Here is a 24,238-nt window from a genome sequence, read left to right as displayed (position 1 = left end):
AGGGCCGCGGCCCGGCCGGGTTCGATGACGTGGCCGCCGAGGAGGAGCACGACGGGTTCGAGCGCGTCCAGCTCGTCGTACGTGCCGAACCAGCGGGACGTGACGACGCAATGACCGGATGCCTCGAACGCGGTGACGAAGGCTGCGGCGTCTGCGGCGGAGAACCCGTCGGCGACGTGGAGCGACACGGGATACGCGACGGCGCGACCGGACTGCAGCAGCGCGGGCCGCAGCTGCGCGAGGAAATCATCCACAGCGGCTGGTGGCGCGCCAGCTTCGGCCGCCACGGCCGGGAACGACGGATCCAGGACGCCGCGCTGCAGCGCATGGACGAGGCGTTCCTGCCAGGGCAGCGGATCGTCCAGGACGAGCACCGCGTCCACGCCGAACTGCAGCCGCGTGTCGCTGCTCCAGACGGGTGGGTGGGCGGGATCCAATCGGAGCATGTCCCGATTGTGCGGGAATGTCGGGGCCTCGAACCGTTCTCCACAACAGGAGCTCGCTTCCGCCGCTCACCCCCACCTGGGGAGGAGCGGACGGAGCGTCAGCGGTCACACCGGGCGTGGATCCTCCGGGTCGGTGTCGGAGTCGTCATCGGAAGCGGTCGGCGCGTCGGGGGCGGATCCGTCCTCGCCGGCCAGCAGCGCCTCGAGCGCGGCATCGAACTCGTCCTGCACCGGCTCTTCACCGCGGGCCCGGGCCTCCAGCCGCGCGATCAGCGCCGCCGGATCGTCGATGTCCTCGGGGCTCGGCATGAGATCTGGGTAGTCCCACAGTGCGTCGCGCGCGGCGATGCCCACGGCATCCGTCACGGCACGCCACATCGCGGCGGCCTCGCGCATGCGGCGGGGCCGCAGCTCCAGCCCGAGGAGCGACTTGAGCGCCTGCTCCGCCGGTCCACCGACGGCGCGACGGCGCCGCACCGCCTCGGAGATGCGGTCCGTCGAGGGCAGACGCGACGTGGCGGCCTCGGTCACGACCTCGACCCAGCCCTCGATCATCGCCAGCACGTTCTCCATGCGCGCGAGCGCGGCGTCCTGCGCCTCCGAACGCGCCGGGATCAGCGCGCCGCTCTCGAGTGCGCGTCGCAGCTCTTCGGGCTCGGACGGGTCGAAGCGCGACGCGAGCTCCTCGAGGGCCTCCGTGTCGACGTGGATGCCTCGGGCGAAGTCGGTCACCTGCGACATCACGTGCAGGCGCAGCCAGCGCGCGTGCCGGAACAGCCGCGCGTGGGCGAGCTCCCGCGTCGCGATGTACAGCGCCAGTTGGTCGGCCGGGACCTCGAGATCGCGCCCGAAGTCGGCGAAGTTCTGGGGGAGGATGGCCGCTTCGCCGGAGGGCATCACCGGGATGCCGACGTCGCCACCGCTGACCACCTCGGTCGAGAGGCGTCCGATGACCTGGCCGAGCTGGGAGGCGAACAGCGAGCCGCCGACCGTGCGCATGAGGCGTCCGGCACCCTCGATCAGCCCCTGCATCTCCTCGGGGGCCTGCTCGCTCAGGGTCGCCGTCAGCGCGTCCGCGATGCTGGTGGCGACGGGCTCGGCGAGCTCCTGCCAGACCGGCAGGGTTTCCTCGACCCAGCCGCCGCGCGTGAGCGTGCGGGGCGGGGTCGCGAGGTCGGAGATCGTCGTGGCTTCGCCCAGCCACAGTGCGGCGAGGGCGAACGCCTGATCCAGGTCCGTGCGCTGGCCGTCGGTGACGCCCAGGCCGTCCTGGTTGGCGATGTGCAGGGCCTGGCGCTTGGCCATGTCCCACGACACTCCGCCCGGGTCGTTGCCGGCGCCCGTGAAGGCGCCCTGCAGCTGCCGCATCACGGCCTGCATCATGGCGGGGTCGATCTCCATCCCCGACAAGCGCGCGAGCTGCTCGGGGTCGACCTGGCCGTCGGCGCCTGCGGCACCGCCGAACAGCTGGCGCATCAGCTCCTGGAATTCTTCTTCCGGGCTGCGGTCTTCGTCTGGCACTTCAGCCGCCTTTCAGCCGGGTCATCACCTTGCGCTCTACGCTAGTCGCACGGATCATCGCACCACCCGGCAGAGACCTCCTCATGCTTACGCCGGTCGCGAACGACCAGGCAGAGAAAGGTCCCCAGTGGCGCTGTTCGACGAGAACGTGACGATCGTGCCGGCTCCGCGGAAGCGGGCGAGCCGCGCGACCGTGGCGGGAGTGTGGGCGCTGGTCGTCGCACTGGTGGTGCTCCTGGTGCTCACTTTCCTTCCGACGTCCTACGTGATCCAGCAGCCCGGACCGGTGTACGACACCCTGGGCGAGGCGCAGGCGGCGGACGGCACTGAGGTGCCCCTCATCTCGGTCGAGGGCGCCGAGACCTTCCCGACCGACGGCACGCTGGATCTGCTGACCGTGCAGGTCGTGGGCAATCGCGAGCGGACCCCCTCGTGGTTCGAGCTGGCGATGGCGTGGTTCGACCCGTCCCGCGCGGTACTGCCGATCGATGCCGTCTTCCCCGCGGGGCAGAGTTCCGAGCAGCGCAACGAGGAGAGCGCCGCGATGATGGTCGACTCGCAGAAAGAGGCCACTGCTGCCGCGTTGACCGAGCTCGGCTACGACATCACCCCGTTGCCCACCGTGTATTCGTTCGTCGACGGTTCGGCGGCGGAGGGCATCCTCGAAGAGGGCGATGTCATCCTCGCCGCCGATGGGCAGCCGGTGGCGGATGCCGCGGCTTTGCGCAAGATCGTCAACGCCGGCGAGGGCGCCCCGGTCGAGCTCACGATCGAGCGCGACGGCAAGGATCAGACGGTCACGATCACGCCGACGCTCTCCGAGGCGAACGGCGAGAAGGTGTGGCTGGTCGGGGTCACCTTGCTGACCGACTACGAGTTCCCGATCGACGTGACCATCCAGCTCAACAACGTCGGCGGTCCGAGCGCGGGCATGATGTTCGCACTCGGCATCATCGACACGCTCACCCCGGGCTCCCTCAACGGCGGCGAGAACGTCGCGGGCACGGGCACGATCACCGCGGACGGCACCGTCGGCCCCATCGGCGGCATCCGCCAGAAGATGTGGGGCGCGGTCGGCGCGAACGCCGACTGGTTCCTGGCCCCGGCCGCCAACTGCGACGAGGTCGTCGGACATGTGCCCGAGGGGCTGCGCGTGTTCGCCGTCGCGACGCTCGAGGACTCCCTGACGGCGCTCGAGGCGATCAGCTCGGGCGACGGACTGGATGCGCTGCCCACCTGCACGGCGAACTGACGCTTCCTGGGAGAACCCCCGGACTGTGCCGCGCGGCCGTCCCGCTAGGTACGGGTCGACGGGAGCGCGCCTAGGATGAAACGGTGACCTCGACCCCCGCGCCCAACCCGGCCACACCGAATCGTTCTCGAAGAATCATCGCGATCTCCCTCGCGATCATCGCCGCGCTCGTCGTGGCCTTCTTCGTCTTCGCCAACCTCTACTCGGACTGGCTGTGGTTCGATCAGCTCGGATTCGAGTCGGTGCTGGTGACCCAATGGGTGGCCCGGGTCGTGATGTTCGTCGTCGGGTTCCTCGGCATGGCCGTGCCGCTGTGGCTCTCGATCCAGCTCGCGTACCGGCTCCGCCCGGTGTATGCGCGCCTCAGCTCGCAGCTGGACCGCTACCAGGAGGTCGTCGAGCCGCTGCGTCGCCTGGCGATGTGGGGCATCCCGATCTTCTTCGGCTTCTTCGCCGGCTTCGCGGCCTCGGCGCAGTGGCAGACCACGTGGATGTGGTTCAACGGCGTCGCCACCTCCGTGAAGGACCCGGAGTTCGGGCTGGACACGGGCTTCTACCTGTTCGCCATGCCGTTCTACACGGCGCTGGTCGGGTTCGTCTCGGCCGTCCTGCTGATCTGCCTGCTCGTGACCGCACTGGTGGCGTACCTGTACGGCTCTGTGCGGATCGGTCAGCGCGAGCTGCGCATCTCCAAGGCCGCCCGCATCCAGCTGGCCGTCATCGCCGGCCTCTACCTGCTCGTGCAGGCCGCGAGCCTCTGGCTGGACCGCTACCGCACGATGACCGAGCCGGGTGGGCTGGGGCGCATCACCGGTCCCGGATACACCGAGACGCACGCCACGATCCCCGGTCAGACGATCCTCGCGATCGTCGCCGTGTTCGTCGCACTCCTCTTCTTCGTGACGGCGGTCATCGGCCGCTGGCGCTTCCCGCTCATCGCGACGGCGCTGCTCGTCGTCTCGGCCCTGGTGCTGGGGGTGGGCTACCCGTGGGTGGTCAGGACCTTCCAGGTGGTCCCGAACCAGCTGGCGCTGGAGAAGGAGTACTACCAGCGCAACATCGACATGACGCAGGCCGCCTACGGGATCGATGACCTCGATAAGAGCGACTACAAGGCGGTCACGGATGTCGAGCCCGGCCAGCTGCGATCGGATGCCCAGACGACGGCATCCATCCGCATCATGGACCCGTCGATCATCAACCCGACCGTCGCGCAGCTCGAGCAGTATCGCCCGTACTACCAGTTCCAGGATCCGCTGGACGTGGACCGTTACGAGATCAACGGCGAGTCGCAGGACACCATCGTCTCGGTGCGCGAACTGAACGTGAACAACGTCGGCCAGAACACCTCGTGGCAGAACACGGCTTTGGTCTACACCCACGGCTATGGACTGGTCGTGGCCAAGGGCAACGAGCGCACCGCCGACGGCGACCCGGTCTTCATCGAGAGCGGCATCCCGGCCAACGGCTTCCTCTCGGAGTCCGACTTCGAGCCTCGCGTGTACTTCGGCGAGGACTCGCCCGCGTACTCCATCGTCGGTGCGCCGAAGACGACCGCTCCGATCGAGCTCGACTACCCGTCGGGTAAGGGTGGCACGGAGGGCGCGAATGAGACCAAGACGACCTTCACGGGCGACGGCGGACCGAGCATCGGCGGCGTCTTCAACCGCCTCATCTACGCGCTCAAGTTCCAGTCCGAGCAGATCCTGTTCTCGGACTACGTCAACGAGAAGTCGCAGATCCTCTACGACCGCGACCCGAAGACCCGCGTGCAGAAGGCGGCGCCGTACCTCACGCTGGACAGCGACCCGTACCCGAGCGTTGTGGACGGCAAGATCGTCTGGATCGTGGACGGCTACACGACCAGCGCGACGTACCCGTACTCGACGACGGCGGGTCTCGCGCAGTCGATCGCCGACGCCAACAACACGGCCCCGCGCTTCGCGCTGGACAACATCAACTACATCCGCAACTCGGTCAAGGCGACGGTGGATGCGTACGACGGCAGCGTGACGCTGTACGCGTGGGACGAGAAGGACCCGGTGCTGCAGACGTGGCAGAAGGTCTACCCCTCCACGCTCAAGCCGATCAGCGACATGTCGGCCGACCTGATGAGCCACGTGCGCTACCCGACCGACCTGTTCAAGGTGCAGCGGGCCATGCTCGGGGTCTACCACGTCGATGACGCGCAGTCGTTCTTCCAGCGCGACAACGTGTGGGCGACCCCGGACGACCCGCAGAACGAGAACCGTCTGCAGCCGCCGTACTACCTGACGATGCAGATGCCCGGCCAGACCGCGCCGTCGTACTCGATGTTCACCTCGTTCATCCCGCAGGCGCAGGGCACGAACTCGCGCAACGTGCTGATGGGCTACCTCGCGGTGGACTCGAACGCCGGTGCGGAGGACGGCAAGAAGGGCGCCGGGTACGGCAAGCTCCGGATGCTGGTGATAGACGCCGATACGACGATCCCCGGTCCCGGCCAGGTGCAGAACACGTTCAACTCCGATCCGACGATCTCCGCTCAGATCAACCTGCTGAAGCAGGGGCAGTCGGCGGTGCTCAACGGCAACCTGCTGACCCTGCCCGTCGGTGGCGGCTTCCTGTACGTGCAGCCGGTGTTCGTGCAGGCCTCCAGCGGCACGCAGCTGCCGAAGCTGCAGAAGGTGCTCGTGGCCTTCGGGTCGCAGGTCGCGTTCGAGGACACCCTGAACGAGGCGCTGAACTCGCTGTTCGGCGGCGACTCCGGCGCCAACGCCGGCGATGAGGACGTGCAGCCGGGCGAGACCCCGACTCCGCAGCCCACGCCGACGCCGGGTGAAACGCCTGCGCCGACGCCCGAGCCGCCCACCGACGCCTACCAGGCAGCACTGCAGGAGGCGTCGACGGCCATGCTGGAGCGTCAGACGGCACTGCAGGCCGGCGATTGGGCCGCATACGGTGAGGCAGACGCCCGCCTGACCGCCGCGGTCGAGAAGCTCATCGCGCTCGGCGGCTGACACCGCACGTGAGAAGACCCCGCGGCCCGAAAGGGCGGCGGGGTCTTCTTCCGTTCACTCGGTGCGCAGCCAGTAGCCGATGAGCAGCAGAGTGACTCCGAACCCCGTCAGCTGATTGATCCAGAGGAATCGACGCCAGCCGCGGGTGGCGGTGATCGCGGTGTCATCGGTCACTCCGCGGAAAGGCCACACCACGAGGAGATACGGCACGGCAAGAAGCGCCGCGAGGGGGCCCGGCCATGCGGTCGCCAACATCACTGCTCCCGCCGCCGTGTAGCCGATCAAAGCGAACCATACGGTCCAGCGCGCGCCCATAGCGGTGGCGATCGACGAGATGTCGGCTGCGCGATCGGCGGCGACATCCTGCACTGCGCCGAAGGCGTGCGACGCGATGCCCCACAGGGCGAACGCGACGATGACCGCGGCGAGCTGCCACGTCCACACGGCTCCGGCCAGCACCAGACCGTATACGGCGGGGGAGAAGAAATGGATGCTGCTGGTGAGGGAGTCCGCGAACGGAACCTCTTTCAGGCGCAGCGGTGGTGCCGAGTAGAACACGACGAAGAAGAGGCTCACCGCCAGGATCAGCCAGGAGAGGGCGGACCCGACGATGACCAGGAAGACCACGAAGGGGATGCAGAGGATGCCCGCGGCCCAGAGCGTGATCGTGTGCAGTCGCCGATCCAGAACGGCGCCGTGTGCGCCGCCCTTTCGCGGGTTTCGCATGTCCGACTCATAGTCGAAGACGTCGTTGATGCCGTACATCGCCAGGTTGTAGGGGACGAGGAAGAAGAGGGTCCCCACGATGAGGACGACGTCGATCTCTCGCGTCGTCATCAGATAGGCAGCGGCGAAGGGGTATGCGGTGTTGATCCAGCTGACGGGTCTCGACGCGACGAGCAGCTCCCGCAGTGCAGTGGAGGCGTGCAGACGTTCGGCCGGGGCGCTCATCCGTCGCTCCCGTTCCGAGCGGATGCCGCGTCGACGGAGGCGCGGCGACTCATCAGGGTGAACGCTGCGGGGACGAGGAAGGCCGCACACAGCGGGTACGAAAAGTCCTCGAGCGGTGCGAGGCCGATGCGCAGTCCGCTCAGGTGCTCGGGCGGGTAGGTGAACAGCCCGGCCGCGATCATGAGGTTGTCGAAGACCGCGGTGAGCAGCACCAGCAACGCGGCAGCGATCGCGGATGCCGCCATCCGAGGTCCGAACTGCGGGCGACGCACCGTCGCGACCACCACGATGGCAGTCACGGCGACGAACGGAAGCACGATCAGGGTGTAAGTCATGCCGCACCGTCTGTGCGGTCAACGCGGGAGGCCGGTCGCCCGGGAAGGATCCGCAGCGCACCCGACCAGGCGACGAGGCCCAGGTAGCACAGGAAGGCCAGGAAGAACGGCTCCTCGATCGGAAGCTGCGGAGCGAGGTCGATCCCGACCATGAGCGGACTGTCGCCCTTGACGAATACCCCCGCAGCGATCCCGACGGCGTCCCAGACCAGGAAGAAGGCCGTTCCGATGCCCACAGCCGCGGCGGTGCGCCCGGGCGAGGTCCACGCCGCCAGCCGGAAGCGCGCGTCGAGGGCTGCGACTCCCGCAGCGCTGACCAGGATGGCGATCAGATAAAGCCCCGGCACGCTACAGCCTCGCGCCGGTCGGGGTCGGGAGCGGTCGGCTCGTGCGGTCGGCGCGCGTGCGCTTGAGCACGAGCTCTGCCGAGATCAAGCACATCGGGAGACCGACACCCGGCAGCGTCGAGGCACCGGCGTAGTACAGGCCTTCGACCCGCTTCGACTCATTCCGCGGGCGGAACATGGCGCTCTGATCGAGGGTGTGCGCCAGACCCAGGGCATTGCCCCGCCACGAGTGAAGGTCGGTGGCGAAGTCGCCGGGCGCCACCGTGCGACGTACGACGATGCGGTCGGCGAGGTCGGGGGCGCCACACCAGTCGGCGATCTGCTGGATGACGCGGTCGGCGGCCGCTTCCACGGCGGGATCGCCCGCACCGTCGATTCCGCCGCGCCCGATGGAGGGGTCGGCAGGCACGGGGACGAGTACGAAGAGATTCTCGTGGCCGGCTGGTGCCGCTTCGGGATCGGTCGCGCTCGGCCTGCAGACATAGATCGATGCGGGGTCGGGGATGCTCGTGTTCGCGCCGAAGATCTTCGTGAAGTTGCCGCGCCAGTCCTGCACGAACAGCAGTGAGTGGTGGGCGAGCTGGGGGAGGTCGCCGCGTACGCCGAGCATGAGCAGCAGCGCGCCCGGACTCGGCTTCTTCTTGCGCCACCACGATTCCGGGTAGGTCTGCAGTTCGGTGGGGAGCAGGGTCGTCTCGGTGTGATGCAGATCGGCCGTGGACACGACGACATCGGCGGGGACGACCTCACCGTCCGCGAGTCGCACTCCGACGGCGGCGGCACCGGCCGTCAGGATCTCGACCACTTCGGTACCGGTGCGGATCGACACATCGCGTGACCGCGCGAGTCGCTCGATCGCGGAGATGATCGTCGTGAATCCTCCCTGCGGATACAGCACGCCTTGGTCGAGATCGAGGTGACTCATCAGGTGGTACAGGCTCGGGACCTCGTAGGGGGAGCCTCCGAGGAAGACCGCCGGGTATTGCAGGATCTGCCGGAGGCGCTGGTCGGTGAATCGACGATCGACGTGGGAGGCGAGAGAGCGGGTCAGCAGCGGAGCGAGCCGGGGGAGCCTTCGCAGCAGCTGGGGATCGCGGAGGCCCGCGGTGGTGGCGTAGGTGTCGTACAGGAACCGCGTCACGGAGAGCGTGTACGCATCGGCGGCCGAATCGAGGTACGCGTTCAGCCGCGCACCCGCACCGGGTTCGACCGATTCGAACATGGCAGTCGCGGCATCCCGTCCCGACACGACGTCGAGCGGATGCTGTGCACCCTCCGTCTCGGTGAAGACACGGTATGCCGGTGTGAGCGGGACGAGGTCGAGTTCACGCTCTGCGGTGGTCCCGAGGAGGCGGAAGTAGTGCTCGAACACCTCCGGCATCAGGTACCAGCTCGGGCCTGTGTCGAAACGGAACCCTTTGCTCTCCCACACGCCGGCTCGACCGCCGAGGTCGTCGCGGGCCTCCAGCAGCGTCACGCGGTGACCGTCGTCGGCGAGGAGCGCAGCCGTCGCCAGACCGGCGATCCCGCCACCGATCACCACGGTGTTCCGTGTCATGACACGACCTCCGAGCGGGCGGGTTCGGGGCCGTCCGTGCGAGTGGGAGCGAAGCCCGCCCACGCGCGTGCCGCCAGGAGGAGCTTCAGGTGGTCGGGCACGCGAACGCGAGCTCCATCCGTTGAGGTGCGCCGCAGACGTCGAGAGAGCTCGGCGAACAGATCATGGGCCGCCGTGACAGCCCGGCGACAGTCGGCGGGCAGCAGTGGGATCGCTGCCGCGGCGGCCGCCAGGTCGGCGTCGATGCGGTCGATCACCGCGAGGCGCGCCTCGGGCTGCGCGGCGAGGTCGAGATAGTCGCGACCGAGGCGCGCTCGGTCGTCCTGTTCGTCCCGGAGAAAATTCACCTCCTGGAATGCGGCCCCCAGACGCCGGGCACCGTCCGCCAGGGTCGCATCCGGCGCGACCGGGTGCGACCTGCCGGCATTGACGAACGCCTGGAGGCACATCAGGCCGACAACCTCCGCGGAGCCGTACACGTAGGCATTGTGGGATGCCGTGTCGTGCTCCGTCCGGAGGGTGTCGGTCCGCATCGAGGAGAAGAACGGGTTCACGAGATCAGCACCGATGCCGCACTCACGGGCGGACACAGCGAACGCATGCACCACGAGGTTGGCGCTGAAACCGCTGTCGATGGCGGCGAGCACGTCATTCTCCAACTCGTCGAGGACCTTCCGCTCGGATGCCGCATCGAGTCCGGCATCCGATGCCGGCCCGTCGACGATCTCGTCAGCGACCCGCACGAGTGCGTAGATGTTGCGCACATGGGGGCGCACACGCCGCCCCAGGAGCCGGCAGGCGAGGGCGAACGACGTCGAATACGCGGCGATCACTGCGGCCGCGGCATCCTGCGCCGTCTTGTTGTACAACGCCAGACCGGTCGGTGTGTCACTCATGGAATACGCTCCGGGAGCGTAGCGGTGAGCGAGTGCAACAGGTCGCGGACGGCAAGGGGGAGATCGGATGCCTCGGCGTCGGCATCCGCCTGCGAAAGGGTGTCCTCGATGAGCAGGCGCAGCTGATCTCGGGCGCCACTGCGATCGAGCAACTGCTGTGCCTCGCGGACGGCGATCGGACCGGTATGGGCCAACGCGAGTGCCTCGCTGACCCGAGCCCACTCGGCAGTCTCCCGTGCGAGTGCGACCAGGGGAGTGCGCTTGGCTTCTCGCAGATCCGCGCCTTCCTCGCGCCCCGCCTCGATGCGGGTTCCGAACGCGCCGACAAGATCGTCGACGAGTTGGAAGGCGAGCCCGATCCTCTCGCCGATCCGCTGCAGCACCGGCATCGAGTCTGCCGGGGCGTTCGCGAGGACGGCTCCCGCGCGCAACGGCGCCGCGAACGAGTACACGGCGGTCTTGTCCCGAGCGGCACTCAGGGTCGCTTCTGAGGTGGCGCACTCGGCGGAGATCGAGTTCTCGACATCGGCGAGCTCTCCTGCGACAGAAGTGAACACCGCATCATCAAGCAGGTCCAGAAGAGCCGGCCGCATCCACGGATCGACCGGAGCGACGGCGAACATGCGCTCGGCTTCGTGCACGAGCAGATCCCCGGCGAGGATCGCGGCGGCGTCTCCGAGTTGCGTCTCGCCCGCCTCCAGTGCGCCCTGCAGGCGAGCGCGGGCACGGAATTCTCCGGCGACGTTCGGTACGCCGCGGCGGACCGTGTCGTGGTCGATGACGTCGTCGTGCACGACGAACGCGGTGTGCAGCAACTCGAACGCGGCTGCCACCGGGTACAACGCAGGCGCGCGCTCCCGGTCTCCGCCGAACGCGTCGAACGCGGCGACGACCAGTGCGGGGCGGAATCGTTTGCCGCCGGCCGTCGCCCGCGCGATCGCCTCTGCGAGCGCCGCTGCGCCCGGGCCGAGCGGCTCACATCGGCGGCGGATGCGGGCAATCGCCTCATCCACGCTGGCGTCGATCTCGTCTCGCACGATGCTCTCCACCGTCGGGGCGATCATGGCGATCGGTGGGTTTCGAGGGAGGTGTCGAACAGGTGGAGTTGCGAAGCTTGGAGGACGAGCCAGGGGCTGAAGGCCCAGGGCGTCGCGCGCAGCGCGGCGGCCAGGGCGCCGGGGTGCACCCACCGCGCGTCGATCACCTCGAGCGGGTTCAGCACCGGCTCGGTGTCGGCGCGCGCCGTGTAGACGGGGCAGATCTCGTGCTCGACGATCCCGCTCGCGTCGGTGGCGCGGTAGCGGAACAGTGGCAGCGCGAGCTCTATCCGAGTGAGGGATATTCCCAGTTCGTAGTCCGCACGTCGCTGCACGGCTTGGAGCACGGGCTCGGCGGGGCGTGGATGGCCGCAGAAGGAGTTGCTCCAGACCCCGGGCCACGTCTTCTTGCCGAGGGCGCGGCGGGTCACCAGAACCTCCCCGTCGTCGTTGACGACGTGGCACGAGAATGCGAGATGCAGCGCCGTGTCGGTACCGTGGACACTGCTCTTCGGCGCGGTGCCGATCTCTCTTCCCTCGTCGTCGAGGAGGACGACCAGATCCGTGTCGCTCAAAGCTTCCTCCATATTGCTAGTTTAGCTAGCGATCTCGTGGGACGATATTACATGACGGAAGAAGGCCCGTGACCACGACATCGGAGCGATGGCAACCGCAGACGCCACGTGATGCGGAAGTCATGCGCGTCCTCCAAGCCATTCGCGCCTTCAGCGATGCCATGGATCGTATGCACAGCGGCATGAAGGGGGACATGGAGATGAACTCCACCGATCTCGCCGCCTTGCGCATGCTGATCATGCGTGAACAGCGCGGACAGGACGTCAGTCCTCATGATGTCGCGCGCCACCTGCGAATATCAACGGCATCGACCACGAAGCTCCTCGATCGACTCTCCGAATCCGGTCACGTTCAGCGGCAGGCTCACCCCCGCGACAAGCGGTCGCGCATCGTCGTGCTCACCGACGTCTCCCGTCGCGAGTTCTTCAAGAATTTCGGAGCTACTCTGGCCGCGATGCGCGGGGTTGCAGAGAACTACCGTGAAGATGAACTCCAGGTCATCGCGCGTTTCATGAGCGAAGTCAGTGCGGCGATAGACCCGGAGTGAGGGCCTCAGAGGGGCTCGCCCGGCCAACGGGGCGGTGAACCCGTGGTAGATTATTACTCGTGACGCGGGGTGGAGCAGCTCGGTAGCTCGCTGGGCTCATAACCCAGAGGTCGCAGGTTCAAATCCTGTCCCCGCAACGAAAAGAAGAAGGCCCCCAGCTTGCTGGGGGCCTTCTTCTTTGTGTCGTAGGAACCGTTGCAGTGAACCTGCTTCAGGGGGTCCCGCGCCGCCCGAGGCTCTGCCCGCGGCGCAGCCGCGAGCAGAGTGGCGGCGTGGCCAAATCCTGTCCCCGCAACGAAAAGAAGAAGGCCCCCAGCTTGCTGGGGGCCTTCTCCTTTGTGTCGTCGGGGTCGCTCAGGTCTGGTTCGGGGCATGCCGGAGATCGGGTAAACTGATGAACGTGACGCGGGGTGGAGCAGCTCGGTAGCTCGCTGGGCTCATAACCCAGAGGTCGCAGGTTCAAATCCTGTCCCCGCAACGAAAATGAAGAAGCCCCCGGCTTGCTGGGGGCTTCTTCATTTGTGTCGTATGAACCGTTGCAGTCTCGGGGCGCGGTACTCGGCCGGTGCGCCCGGCTTGCCGCGGGTATCGCGCGGGGGCGAGGATGAGGGCATGGCCTCACGACGCGACTCCGACCCTGGGGACGACCGTGTCGACGGGCGCGACGAGACCGAGATCGAACGTGCCGACCGCAACTGGAACGAGGTTCTGCAGGAGCTGCGGGTCCTGCAGACCGGCACGCAGATCCTGACCGGCTTCCTGCTGGCCCTGGCGTTCCAGCCGGCGTTCGCCGAGCTGGACGCGGGTCAGCGCACGTTCTACCTGGCGCTTGTGGTGCTCGCCGCGCTGAGCGCCATCATCGCCCTGGCACCGGTCGCCCTGCACCGTGTGCTCTTTCGTCGGCGGGCAAAACCGCAGGTGGTCGCGTACGGGCATGCGGCGCTGGTGATCGCCCTCGTCACGGTCGCAGCCCTGATCGTCGGCGTCGTGGCCTTCGTCTTCGACATCGTGCTGGATGTCGGGGCATCCTGGATCGTCGTCGGCATTCTGGCGGCGCTCATCATCGTGTTGTGGCTGATCGTGCCCGCGATCATCCGGGCGCACCATTCCTTTCGGGAGCAACCATGACCGTCCTCGCCGTCGCCCAGTTCGCCCCCGCGGCCGACACGGCCGTCAACCTCCGCGTCGTCGGCGAGCTGGTGACCAAGGCGGTGGAGCGCGGCGCCCGGGTCGTGCTGTTCCCGGAGTACTCCAGCTACTTCATCGATCCATTCGACGAGACTCTCGCCGCACATGCCGAGGCCATCGACGGCCCGTTCGTCACTGCCCTCACCGTCCTTGCCGGGCAGCACGACGTCACGATCGTCGCGGGACTCCTGGAACGCGGTGGCGACGGTCACCGCGTGCGCAACACGGTGGTGGCAGTGGATGCCGGGGGAGTGCGGGCCCGCTATCGCAAGCTCCACCTCTACGACGCGTTCGGCCAGCGCGAGTCGGACTGGATCGAACCCGGTGAGATCTCCGCGCCTGAGACGTTCGAGGTGGACGGTCTCCGGTTCGGGCTGATGACGTGTTACGACCTGCGGTTCCCCGAAGTCGCCCGGCTGCTCGCCGATGCCGAGGTGGATGCGATCCTCGTCGCCGCCGAATGGGTCCGGGGTCCCCTCAAGGAGGACCACTGGCGCACGCTGCTGCACGCGCGGGCGATCGAGAACACGGTGTACGTCGCCGGCGCCGATCACCCGCCGCCGCTCGGCGTCGGGCACTCCATGGTCGTGGATCCTCAGGGAGTGGCGATCGCGACGATCGGTACGGCCACCGATGTCGCCGTCGCGCACCTCGATGCCGAAGCCGTGCAGCGCGTGCGGCGGGTCAATCCGTCGCTGCGGCTGCGGCGGTTCGGGGTAATGCCGCGCGGCTGAGTGGCGCCGCGCTCACCGGAGTGCGGAGAGACGGGATGCGGCATCCTCGATCACGTCGACCCGCTTGCACGCCGCGAACCGCACCAGCGTGCGATAGCGCGCGCGGTGCTCCGGCGTGACGAACGCGGTGAGCGGGATCGCGACCACGCCCGCGCGGACGGGGAGCTCGCGGCAGAAGGCATCGGCGTCCTCGGCGCCCAGGGCCGCGGCATCCGCCACCGTGAAGTAGGTGCCCGCAGGCGTGGAGACCTCGAAACCGGCGCGGAGCAGCCCGTCGCCGAGCAGATCGCGCTTGGCGCGAAGGGTGTCGGCGATGCCCCGGAAGAACTCGTCGGGCAGGCGCAGCCCGACGGCCGTCGCGGGCTGGAACGGCGCCCCGTTCACGTAGGTGAGGAACTGCTTGACCGCCAGCACCGCGTCCACGAGCGGGGCGGGACCGGTCGCCCAGCCGATCTTCCAGCCGGTCGTGGAGAACGTCTTGCCGCCGGAGGAGAGCGTCAACGTGCGCTCCCACGCTCCGGGCAGCGTCGCGATCGGCACGTGCGGGCCGTCGAAGGCGAGGTGCTCGTAGACCTCGTCGGTGACGATGATGGCGTCGTGCTCCTCGGCGAGACGCACGACCTCCGCGCGCACCTCGGCGCTGAAGACTGCGCCGGTCGGGTTGTGCGGATCGTTGACCAGGATGACGCGGGTGCGATCGTTGACCGCGCCGCGGAGCTCGTCGAGGTCGGGCTGGAAGTCCGGCCACTGCAGCGGCACCGTCACCAGACGTCCGCCGGCCAGCGCGACACAGGCGGCGTACGAGTCGTAGTACGGCTCGAACACGACGACCTCGTCGTCGGGACCATCGATGAGGGCGAGCAGGGCAGCGGCGAGCCCCTCGGTCGCGCCGGCGGTGACCAGGACCTCCGTGTCAGGATCGGGATGCAGCCCGTAGAAACGCGTCTGGTGCTCCGAGATCGCTTCACGCAGATCCGGGAGGCCGCGTCCCGGCGGATACTGGTTGGCTCCGGCGGAGATCGCTTCACGCGCCGCTTCGAGCACCGCCGCGGGGCCGTCCTCGTCGGGGAAGCCCTGCCCGAGGTTGATTGCACCGGTTTCGGCCGCCAATGCGCTCATCTCCGCGAAGATGGTGGGGCGGGTCGTACCGTCGTCGGCCATCAGGCCGGCGCCGGCCAGGGTGCGGCGCCAGGCTCCGGGAATCTCTCGCATCCTGTTCACGCTACTCGCATAGGTGAGTCCCATTCGCGCCATATGAAACGCACAGAATCGGTTGGCAGTCTGTTGATCGCAAGGCAGAGAGGAGCATCACATGAGCGACATCCAGGGCAACCGTCCCGACGACGTGACTGCCGCATCCGCCCCGGAGGCCGAATCGGCATCCGAGGTCCAGAACGCCACGCCCGCCGCCGCCGCGGCTGAGGCGTCCCCCGAGACCACCCCCGCGCCCGCACCGGAGCCGGTCGCCCCCAGCGCACCGGTTCAGCAGACCCCGCCGCCGGTGCCGCCGCAGGCTCCCGTCGCCCCCGCGGGCTGGCAGGCCGCGCAGACCGCGCCCACCGGCCAGGCACAGCCCGGTCAGCCCCAGGCGCAGCCTGGTCAGCCCCTGCAGGCCCAGCCGCAGTACCCGGCGTACAACGGTGGCCCCCAGGCCCCGCAGTACGGCGCTCCGCGGCCGCAGCACCCCGGCTACGCCGGCCAGCACGGTGGCTACGCCGGCCAGCAGCCCGCGGGCTACCCCGCGCAGCCCGGCGCTCAGCAGTACGCGACCGGCTCGGCCTTCGGCATGGGTCCGCAGGGCCAGACCCAGCCCACGCAGCCGCTCACCGGGTCGGTGACCACTGAGGCCCCCGCGACACCGAAGAAGAAGTCCGGTGCCGGAGCCGTGGTCGGACTGATCGTCGCCGCCGCACTCGTGGGCGGTGCCGCCGGTCTCGGTGGCGCCTACGCCGGCGTCAACCTGTGGAGCAACTCGGCCTCCGGCCCCGCCGCGGGGCCCTCGACCATCACAGTCAACAACACCGACTCGGTCACCAACACGACCGCGATCGCGGCCAAGGTGCTCCCGAGCGTCGTGACCATCGAGGCCTCCAACGGCAGCACCGGCGGAACCGGGTCGGGTGTCATCCTGACCGACGACGGCTACATCGTGACCAACACGCACGTGGTGACGTTGGACGGCGCCGCCGCGGACGCGTCCATCCGGGTGACCACCTCCGACGGACGTGTCTACGACGCGGAGATCATCGGCACCGACCCGACCTACGACCTCGCCGTCATCAAGCTGAAGGACGCCTCCGGCCTGACGCCGATCGAGTTCGCCGACTCCAGCAAGCTCAACGTGGGCGACCAGACGATCGCCGTCGGCGCGCCGCTGGGACTGTCCAACACGGTCACCACCGGCATCGTCAGCGCCCTGAACCGCTCCATCCAGATCGCCTCGTCGGCGGCACCCGACACGGGTGACACGGAGGACGGCAACGGTCAGCAGAACGGACAGAACGGGCCGTTCTACTTCGACATCCCCGGTCAGGGCAGCACCGGCCAGCAGGCGACCTCATCGATCTCGATCGCCGTGATCCAGACCGACGCGGCGATCAACCCCGGAAACTCCGGCGGCGCGCTCGTGAACGGCGACGGCAAGCTCATCGGCATCAACGTGGCGATCGCCACGGCCGGTGGCACCTCGACCGAGGCGGGCTCGATCGGCGTAGGGTTCTCGATCCCGTCCGACATCGTCAAGCGCGTCAGTGACGAGATCATCGCCGACGGCGCGGCGACTCACGGTCTGCTGGGCGCGAACGTGAAGAACGCGTCGGCGATCGAGGGCTCCACCATCACGGGCGCCTACATCGACGCGGCCGTGGACGGTGGAGCTGCCCAGGCCGCCGGACTTCAGAAGGGCGACATCGTGACGGCCTTCAACGGCGTCCCGGTCACCGACGCGACCGACCTCACGGCGCAGGTGCGCGCCGCAGCGGCCGGCAGCAAGGCGACGGTCACCTTCGTTCGCGACGGAAAGACCCAGACGGTCGACGTCACGCTCGGAACCCTCGCTCCGTAACGGCTCGGCCAAGACAGGACGCCACCCCGCGATAGGCTCGCGGGGTGGCGTCCTTCTCTTTCGGCGCGGGGAATGCGCGCAAGCTGACGCGCATCCCGCTGTACATCGCCGGACGCATCGCGACCGCCCTCATCCCGCGCACCCGTGACGAGTGGGTCTTCGGCTGCGGCGCGGGCATCGGAGACGGCGCGCTGGCACTGTGGGACGTCGTGGCGGCGCAGGGTCATCCCGCGGTCTGGCTGGTCGGCTCCGACCGCGAGGCGCGGGATGCCGCGGCCCGCGGCATCCCGACCCTTCCCAAGCACTCCCTGCAGGGCTTCTGGCGGACCGCGCGGGCGCGGACCGTGGTGGTCACGCACGGCTTCGGCGACGCGAACCGGTACGCGATCGCCGGCTCGTTCATCGTGCAGCTCTGGCACGGGATCCCGCTCAAGCGGATCGGGCTGGACTCGCCCGAGACGGTGCGCAGCGGCATCCTGCCGGACTCGACGCTCGTGCGCCGCCTGCTCGGCCTGCTGTATCGCCGGACGGTCCGGGCGATCGACCTCCTGCCCGCCGCCTCGCACCTCGTGCGGGGGCGCCTGGAATCCGCGTTCGCGCTGTCGGAGGACCGCGTGCCGGTCGTGGGGGAGCCGCGCGTCGACGTGCTCTCGCAGGGCACGTCCGCACAACGCCGTGTCGCGGCCCGGGAGCGTCTCGATGCGGCGATCGGGTCCGGGGGGGAGACGGCGCGGTTCGTGCTCTACGCGCCCACCTGGCGCGACGGCGAGCCCGACCCTGCCGTGCCGACCGACCAGGAGTGGCGTCGCGTGATCGAGGTGCTCGAACGACACGATGCCGTGCTGCTCGTGCGCTCGCATCCGCTCGGCGCGGGGGAGTACCTGCCGCCGCTGCCCACCGAGCGTGTGCGCACGCTCGGCAGCGCGCTCGTCTCGGACGTGACACCCCTGCTCCCTGCGATGGACGTACTGGTGACCGACTACTCGTCGCTCGCGTTCGATGCGTCGCTCGTCCCGCTGCCCACCCTCTTCCTGGCGCCGGACGTCACCGCCTATGCCCGTCGGCGAGGCTTCTACAGCACCTACGCCGACGTCGCGGGCACGGACTGGGCCCGCGACTGGACCGGCGCCGCCGAGCAGCTGGACGCCGTCCTGAGCGACGACGGAGAGCTCGAGCGTCGAATCGGGCGAGCGCGTGAACTCAGCGCGCGGGTGCATGCCTTCCGGGACGGCGCGAACACGGAGCGCGTGTACCGTGCCATTCTGGTGGCTCTGGGCGACGCGAGCGTCCGCCGCGACGATGCAGAGAGCGAGACCCCATGATCGAGGCACGGTTGCGGAGCGACGGCGATGCCGCTCTCATCCTGTCGGGGGTCGGTGCACGTCCCGCGGCCGTCGAACTGCGCGGCACCCGCGCCGTCGTCGGCGGCACGCTGACCGGCCGCGGCAAGACCTGGACCGCGGTGCTGCCACTGCGCGCCTCGCGGTGGGGCGGTCCGGCGCTGCCGCTGCCGAGTGGCGACTATCGCGTGCGGGTCGATCTGGTCGACGGGACCACGGCGCAGGTCGAGGCATCCGTCCCTCTTGCGCAGCTGGGCACGCTGCGTGCCGAACTCGATGACGGCGTGCTGCGGATCGGACCGCCGGTCGACCCCGCGTATGACTCCGGCGAAGGTCAGGACGCCCTCGAGCGGCGGTATGCGACGCGGACGGCGTCGCTGGAGAACGCGGTGTTCTTCGAGAGCTTCTACGGACGCAATGCCAGCTGCAATCCGCTGGCGATCGATCGCGAACTCACCCGCCTCGCCCCCGGCGTGACGCGCTACTGGAGCGTCGTGGACCTCTCGGTGCAGGTGCCCGAGGGCGCGATCCCGGTCGTGGACGGGAGCCCGGAGTGGTGGCGCGCCCGCGGTGCCGCGCGGCTCATCGTCGTCAACGACTGGCTGCGTCGCCGGTTCTCCCGCCGCCGCGGACAGGTGGTCGTGCAGACATGGCACGGGACCCCGCTCAAGCGGCTCGCCCTGCACCGTCCGGGCTTCGACCCGCGTCGCGCGGCCGCGGTCATCAAGGAGGCGCGTCGCTGGAACGTGCTGCTGGCGCAGAACCCGTACGCCGCCCGGATCCTCGGCAAGGCGTACGCGTTCCTCACCCGCCCGATCTGGGTGGAAGGCTACCCGCGCAACGACGTGCTGACCACCGGCGACGCCGGCGCTACTCGGGCGGCGCTGGGCATCGGCCCCGACGAGCGGGTACTGCTGTACGCGCCCACGTGGCGGGATGACCGCTCCGAGATGGTCGACTTCGTGGACCCGGCGGCGCTGGCCGCCGCGGCGGACGCCGTCGTGCTGGTGCGCGGGCACTCCCGCACGCTGCTTCCGGGGAAGGATGCCGCGGGCCCGCGGGTCGTGGATGTCACCGGCTTCCCGGACACCTCGCTCCTCCTGCTCGCCGCCGACGCCCTGATCACCGACTACTCGTCCGTGATGTTCGACTTCTCGGTCACCGGCAAGCCGATGTACTTCCTGGTGCCCGATATCGAGCACTATCGCGGCGAGCTGCGCGGGTTCTACTTCGATCTCGCCGCCCACGCCCCGGGTCCCGTCGTGCAGACCCAGGAGGACCTCGTGCGCGTGGTGCTGGAGGGCGATCCCGCGCAGTACGCCGAGCGCTACGCCGTGTGGCGCGAGAAGTTCAACGCCCGCGACGACGGTCACGCGGCCGAGCGCGTCGTCGCCCGCATCCTGGATCAGGGCTTCGTCGAGCGCTGACCGCCCGGCTCAGGGGAGCGGGGTGTTGCGGTCGCCGAGGCGGGACGTGTCGACCGTGTCGTGTGCGCCGCGGATGACGCCCCACAGGAAGCCTGCGCCCCACGCGAGGTGCATCGAGGGCAGCACCGCGAGCGTCCACAGCTTGTCGCGCCATCCCTTGCCGCCCCCGGCTCCGATGGCGACGGCAACGATCAGCACGGCGTAGGCCACCAAGGGCAGATACACGACGGATGCCGCGACCGCCCACCATCCGGCCAGGACCCCGGTGAGCTGCAACACGCCGACCACGATCGCCGCGGCGAGAACGACCACGAGGGCGGGCGGGGCGAAGAATCGCAGCGAGTTCCGGCGCCCGTAACGCCGCACCAGTTCGCCGCGCCACGCGCCGGTGGCGCGGAACTGACGCACCAGGCGCGCCCAGCTCTCCCGCGGCCAGTACGTGACGGAAAGCTCCGGATCGAACCACACGCGGTAGCCCGCGCGACGGATGCGGAGGTTGAGCTCCCAGTCCTCGCCGCGGCGGATCGACTCGTCGAACAGCCCGACCTCTTCGAGCACGGCGCGGCGCATCACCCCGAGGTAGGCGGATTCCGCCTCGCCCTCCTGCGTGCCGCCGTGATACGCGCCACCGCCGAGGCCGATCGGGGAGTTGTAGGCGCGAGCGACCGCGCGCTGGAACGGCGTGCGCCCGTCGGCGCGCATGACTCCGCCGACGTTGGCCGCACCGGTGCGCGTGAGGGTCTCCAGGGCACGCCGGGTGTAGCCGGGAGCGAGTTCAGAATGCGCGTCGACCCGCACGATCGTGGGGTAGAGGCTGGCGCGGATGGCGAGGTTGAGTCCGACCGGGATGTCGGCGGCCGGGTTGTCGACCAGCACGATGCGCGGGTCGGCGTCGGCGAGGCGCTGCGCCAGCTCGGTCGTGCCGTCCGTGGACGGTCCGAGCGCGAGGATCAGCTCGGACGGACCGGGCACATCCTGCTCGAGCACGGTCTCGACGGCGCGCTGCAGATAGGCGCGCTCGTTCAGCACCGGCATGACGAACGTGACGCCCGTGCCGTCCGTGACGGCCGGGGCATCCCGGCGTCCTGGTTCGTCGTCATGCACCCGTCGATCATGTCATGCACCCCTCGGTAGGATGGAACGATGGGCTTGGTCTCGGATGCACGTAAGGCCTCGAGGCTGCTGCGCAAGGCTGTCACGAGTCGTTCCGCCGTCGTCGATGTACGACGCACGATCGCCGCCAGGCCGCCGCATCCGCCCGGCCACTACAAGGTGGCGGTCTACTTCGCGGACGGCGCCGTCAACATGTACCAGATGCGTCAGTGGTACAAGCCGCTCGCCGACCTCGCCGAGACCTGGCCGGTGGTCGTGCTCAGTCGCGTCGCGACCGGAGCCCGGGCCATGCTCGCCGAAGACGCCCCGCCTGTTGCCTTCGTGCCCACGGTGCGCGACCTCGAGCGGTTCATCGCCACGCAGGACATCCGCGTCGTGCTGTACGTCAACCAGAACACCCGCAACTTCCAGATGTTCCGCTACGGGCGGCGCTGGCACGTGTTCATCAACCACGGCGAGTCCGACAAGATGTACATGACCACGAACCAGTACAAGGCGTACGACTACGCCTTCGTGGCGGGGGATGCCGCGCGTGAGCGCCTCTCGCGGGTGCTGTGGGACTACGACCTCGACAAGCGCACCATCGAGATCGGGCGTCCGCAGGCCGACCACTACTCGGGTGTGCTGCCCTACACGCCGGACGACCGCACCGTGATCCTGTACGCGCCGACCTGGGAGGGCGACCGTCCCTCGGCGCACTACGGCTCGATCGCGACGCACGGCGAGGCCCTCGTCGAGGCACTTCTGGCGACCGGCCGGCATCGCGTCGTGTACCGCCCGCACCCGCGGTCGGGCGTCGTGGACCCCGAGTACGGCGCGGCCAACCGCCGCATCATCGCGGCCCTCGCGGCTGCGAATGTCGAGGACCCGGGCGCGCACCACATCTTCGACGACGGCCCGGAGCTCGGCTGGCAGCTGGCCGCGGCCGATGTCGCCGTGGTCGACATCTCCGCGATGGTCTACGACAGGCTCGCCGCCGACAAGCCCCTCATGGTGACCCGCCCCGCCGATCCGGCTGCCGTGGTCGACCTGCACGGCTATCTGGCGGCGTGCGAGTGGCTGGATGCCGCAGCGGCGCCGTCGATCGTCGCGGAGGCTGAACGCGTCCTGGGCGACGAAGAGGCCACTGCACGGCTCGAGCACTGGGTCCGTCGCTACTTCGGCGACACGGCGCCGGGGGCGGCGACCGCGCGATTCCACGACGCGATCGCGCATCTCATGGACGAGTGGGACCGCTGGCACGAACTCTCCACCGACGATGACGAGGAAGAGGGCGACGAGGCCGATCCCGACGAGGCCGAACTCGACGAGTGAGCCGATCGGCTCAGCGCCGGACGTGGCGCGTCAGCAGCCGTTCGATCGCACCCAACGGGATCGACACCCACGTGGGACGGTTGCGGGCCTCGTAGATCGCCTCGTACACGGCCTTCTCCAACTCGAGCGCCTCCAGGAGCGCAGCCACGGGCCCGAGATGCACCCCGGAGCGCTCGGCGTAGCCGTCCAGGAACGCCGCGCGCGCCGTGCGTGACCATTCCGCCGCCGACTCGACGGCGTCGTCGGGCTGGTGCAGTCGGATCGAGCCCGCGACGTAGTCGAAGGATCGCAGCATCCCCGCAACGTCCCGCAGCGCCAGCTCCGGCCGTACGCGCTCGGGCATCGGGCGCATCGGCTCGCCCTCGAAGTCCACGAGCACCCATCCGCGGTCGGGCACGTGGATCACCTGCCCGAGGTGCAGGTCGCCGTGGATGCGCTGGAGTGCGGGCCACTCGATGGACAGCGCGCGGTCGTAGGCGGCGGAGATCGCCTCACGGTGCTCGGCGAGCGCCGGGACTTCCGCGATCGCGGTGGACAGCCGTCGCCGCCAGGCGGTGGCGGTGGCTTCCTGGTCGCTGCGCACGGTGGCGCGCGTGGGGAACAGTCGTGCGAGGTCGACGTGCACCTCGGCGGCTGCGACACCGATCGCGTGTGCGGGGGCTGAGAAGTCCTCGCCGACGTCGGCCGCGCGCAGGGCGAGGCGCCACGCGTCTTCGACGGCGGGCAGGAACTCCTGGGCGAACGCGAGCGAACCGCTGACGGACCCTGCCGCCGTCGTGAGGTCGGGCCACTGCCCCTCGACGGAGCCGATCGAGCGCGGCACGTACGGGGAGCCCGCGGCGGCGAGGGCGCTCTGCAGTTCGATGTCGGGATTGAGGCCGGGCTGGATCTGCCGGAACACCTTGCAGATGACCGGGACGGTCGCCCCGGCCGGCAGGTAGACGATGGAGGTGTTCGACTGCTCTCCGGTGATGACGTGCGCGGTGTGCTCGGCCCCCGTCTCCGGAGCGGATGACGCGGGCCACCCGACCGCGACGGTGCGCACGCCGCGTGCCCGTCCGCCGCTCGTGATCAGTCGGAGCAGCGCCTCGGTGTATGCCGGGTCGGTCGGGCCGTCGATCAGCGTCGTCCCGGGTTCCGGACTGCCGATCACCTGCGCCGCCTCGGCTGTCACGCTCGCGGTGGCACGGGCCACCAGAGGCACTTGGTAGAGCACGGCGGGCAGCGACCCCTCATCGGAGACGAGCAGCGTGCGCACCCGGACCTCCGCGGTGGGCTCGGTGAGATCCCACGAGGCGACGAAGCGCAGGTGCGGCGTGCGCCCCTTGGCGGAATACCAGCGCTGTCGTGGCATCCATGCGGCGAGGCACGCCAGCGTGCTGTCCATGTATGGAGGGTATTGCTGCGGGGGGTCGCTGTCGAGGACTTCTGCAAGCGCTTCCAGGAACGTGTTGACCATGGTGCGCGTGATGGTGCGCGGTGTACGTTCAGGGCATTCGTCCCGGATGAGACCGTGCGCGAAGGCGGCTTCATCGATGCGGATGAAGGCGGAGCACGATCGAAAGACCGGCGAAACAGCCGCGAAATGTCATC

The 24,238-nt window shown here is 69.3% G+C and carries 20 protein-coding genes and 2 tRNA genes; 11 read left to right on the top strand and 11 right to left on the bottom strand.

The window, feature by feature from the left end:
• Positions 1-551 precede the first annotated feature (551 nt).
• Positions 552-1,922, bottom strand: coding sequence for a zinc-dependent metalloprotease (locus ASD65_RS04485; RefSeq protein WP_056224457.1), 1,371 nt, complete (start codon positions 1,920-1,922; stop codon positions 552-554).
• A gap of 172 nt (positions 1,923-2,094) precedes the next feature.
• On the opposite strand from ASD65_RS04485, the gene ASD65_RS04480 reads away from it, so the two are divergent.
• The gene (locus ASD65_RS04480) at positions 2,095-3,219 is read left to right on the top strand and encodes a YlbL family protein (RefSeq protein ID WP_056219068.1); all 1,125 of its coding nucleotides are present in this window, start codon (positions 2,095-2,097) and stop codon (positions 3,217-3,219) included.
• Positions 3,220-3,302: 83 nt separating this feature from the next.
• Positions 3,303-6,218, top strand: coding sequence for a UPF0182 family membrane protein (locus ASD65_RS04475; protein ID WP_056219066.1), 2,916 nt, complete (start codon positions 3,303-3,305; stop codon positions 6,216-6,218).
• 54 nt (positions 6,219-6,272) lie between these two features.
• Here ASD65_RS04475 and ASD65_RS04470 read toward each other — a convergent pair whose 3' ends face one another.
• Genes ASD65_RS04470 through idi form a run of 7 tightly spaced genes read right to left on the bottom strand, consistent with a single transcriptional unit; the run spans position 6,273 to position 11,917 of the window.
• On the bottom strand, positions 6,273-7,169 hold the full coding sequence (locus tag ASD65_RS04470) for a prenyltransferase (protein WP_056219063.1): 897 nt from the start codon (positions 7,167-7,169) through the stop codon (positions 6,273-6,275).
• Positions 7,166-7,504: a lycopene cyclase domain-containing protein gene (locus tag ASD65_RS04465; RefSeq protein ID WP_056219060.1), complete on the bottom strand. Its 339-nt coding sequence runs from the start codon at positions 7,502-7,504 to the stop codon at positions 7,166-7,168. The genes ASD65_RS04470 and ASD65_RS04465 overlap by 4 nt, the downstream gene beginning before the upstream one ends.
• Complete coding sequence (locus ASD65_RS04460) at positions 7,501-7,851, bottom strand: lycopene cyclase domain-containing protein (protein WP_056219057.1); 351 nt, start codon at positions 7,849-7,851, stop codon at positions 7,501-7,503. Before ASD65_RS04460 ends, ASD65_RS04465 begins: the two co-directional genes overlap by 4 nt.
• A 1-nt stretch (position 7,852) precedes the next feature.
• Positions 7,853-9,409, bottom strand: coding sequence for a phytoene desaturase family protein (crtI, locus tag ASD65_RS04455; protein WP_056219055.1), 1,557 nt, complete (start codon positions 9,407-9,409; stop codon positions 7,853-7,855).
• Positions 9,406-10,305 carry a phytoene/squalene synthase family protein gene (locus ASD65_RS04450; RefSeq protein WP_056219052.1) on the bottom strand — a complete coding sequence of 300 codons (900 nt, stop codon included), beginning with the start codon at positions 10,303-10,305 and terminating at the stop codon, positions 9,406-9,408. Before ASD65_RS04450 ends, crtI begins: the two co-directional genes overlap by 4 nt.
• Positions 10,302-11,369 (bottom strand): polyprenyl synthetase family protein, encoded by a 1,068-nt coding sequence (locus tag ASD65_RS04445; RefSeq protein ID WP_056219049.1) that lies wholly within the window; start codon positions 11,367-11,369, stop codon positions 10,302-10,304. The genes ASD65_RS04450 and ASD65_RS04445 overlap by 4 nt, the downstream gene beginning before the upstream one ends.
• Positions 11,366-11,917 (bottom strand): isopentenyl-diphosphate Delta-isomerase, encoded by a 552-nt coding sequence (gene idi / locus ASD65_RS04440; protein WP_056219046.1) that lies wholly within the window; start codon positions 11,915-11,917, stop codon positions 11,366-11,368. The genes ASD65_RS04445 and idi overlap by 4 nt, the downstream gene beginning before the upstream one ends.
• Positions 11,918-11,985: 68 nt before the next feature.
• On the opposite strand from idi, the gene ASD65_RS04435 reads away from it, so the two are divergent.
• From ASD65_RS04435 to ASD65_RS04415, 5 genes are all read left to right on the top strand, one after another.
• Positions 11,986-12,465, top strand: a complete 480-nt coding sequence (locus ASD65_RS04435) for a MarR family winged helix-turn-helix transcriptional regulator (RefSeq protein WP_235566602.1) — start codon at positions 11,986-11,988, stop codon at positions 12,463-12,465.
• A 63-nt stretch (positions 12,466-12,528) separates the two neighbouring features.
• Positions 12,529-12,602, top strand: a tRNA-Met gene (locus ASD65_RS04430).
• Positions 12,603-12,869: 267 nt separating this feature from the next.
• Positions 12,870-12,943: transfer RNA gene (locus ASD65_RS04425), tRNA-Met, on the top strand.
• 134 nt (positions 12,944-13,077) lie between these two features.
• On the top strand, positions 13,078-13,593 hold the full coding sequence (locus tag ASD65_RS04420; RefSeq protein WP_056219040.1) for a DUF6328 family protein: 516 nt from the start codon (positions 13,078-13,080) through the stop codon (positions 13,591-13,593).
• Positions 13,590-14,387 carry a carbon-nitrogen hydrolase family protein gene (locus tag ASD65_RS04415; protein ID WP_056219038.1) on the top strand — a complete coding sequence of 266 codons (798 nt, stop codon included), beginning with the start codon at positions 13,590-13,592 and terminating at the stop codon, positions 14,385-14,387. The genes ASD65_RS04420 and ASD65_RS04415 overlap by 4 nt, the downstream gene beginning before the upstream one ends.
• Positions 14,388-14,399: 12 nt before the next feature.
• Here the strand turns inward: ASD65_RS04415 and ASD65_RS04410 are convergent, their stop codons facing one another.
• Complete coding sequence (locus tag ASD65_RS04410; RefSeq protein ID WP_056224454.1) at positions 14,400-15,599, bottom strand: aminotransferase class I/II-fold pyridoxal phosphate-dependent enzyme; 1,200 nt, start codon at positions 15,597-15,599, stop codon at positions 14,400-14,402.
• A 100-nt stretch (positions 15,600-15,699) separates the two neighbouring features.
• On the opposite strand from ASD65_RS04410, the gene ASD65_RS04405 reads away from it, so the two are divergent.
• From ASD65_RS04405 to ASD65_RS04395, 3 genes are read left to right on the top strand one after another with little or no spacing between them, the layout of a single operon-like run.
• Positions 15,700-17,451 carry a S1C family serine protease gene (locus tag ASD65_RS04405; RefSeq protein WP_056219035.1) on the top strand — a complete coding sequence of 584 codons (1,752 nt, stop codon included), beginning with the start codon at positions 15,700-15,702 and terminating at the stop codon, positions 17,449-17,451.
• Between the two features lie 44 nt (positions 17,452-17,495).
• Positions 17,496-18,773, top strand: coding sequence for a CDP-glycerol glycerophosphotransferase family protein (locus ASD65_RS04400; protein ID WP_056219032.1), 1,278 nt, complete (start codon positions 17,496-17,498; stop codon positions 18,771-18,773).
• Complete coding sequence (locus ASD65_RS04395; protein ID WP_056219029.1) at positions 18,770-20,218, top strand: CDP-glycerol glycerophosphotransferase family protein; 1,449 nt, start codon at positions 18,770-18,772, stop codon at positions 20,216-20,218. The genes ASD65_RS04400 and ASD65_RS04395 overlap by 4 nt, the downstream gene beginning before the upstream one ends.
• A 9-nt stretch (positions 20,219-20,227) precedes the next feature.
• On the opposite strand, the gene ASD65_RS04390 is transcribed toward ASD65_RS04395, so the two are convergent.
• A complete protein-coding gene (locus ASD65_RS04390) occupies positions 20,228-21,253 on the bottom strand; it encodes a glycosyltransferase family 2 protein (RefSeq protein ID WP_056224452.1) in 1,026 nt (341 codons plus the stop codon).
• 108 nt (positions 21,254-21,361) lie between these two features.
• On the opposite strand from ASD65_RS04390, the gene ASD65_RS04385 reads away from it, so the two are divergent.
• Positions 21,362-22,645 (top strand): CDP-glycerol glycerophosphotransferase family protein, encoded by a 1,284-nt coding sequence (locus tag ASD65_RS04385; RefSeq protein ID WP_056219026.1) that lies wholly within the window; start codon positions 21,362-21,364, stop codon positions 22,643-22,645.
• A 10-nt stretch (positions 22,646-22,655) separates the two neighbouring features.
• Here ASD65_RS04385 and ASD65_RS04380 read toward each other — a convergent pair whose 3' ends face one another.
• On the bottom strand, positions 22,656-24,032 hold the full coding sequence (locus tag ASD65_RS04380) for a maltokinase N-terminal cap-like domain-containing protein (RefSeq protein ID WP_056224451.1): 1,377 nt from the start codon (positions 24,030-24,032) through the stop codon (positions 22,656-22,658).
• Positions 24,033-24,238 lie beyond the last annotated feature (206 nt).

The organism is Microbacterium sp. Root61 (assembly GCF_001427525.1).
In the GTDB taxonomy this organism is placed as follows: Bacteria; Actinomycetota; Actinomycetes; order Actinomycetales; family Microbacteriaceae; genus Microbacterium.
The sequence above is the reverse complement of the archived record's forward strand: the minus strand, read 5'-3'. Positions and strand labels throughout refer to the sequence as shown.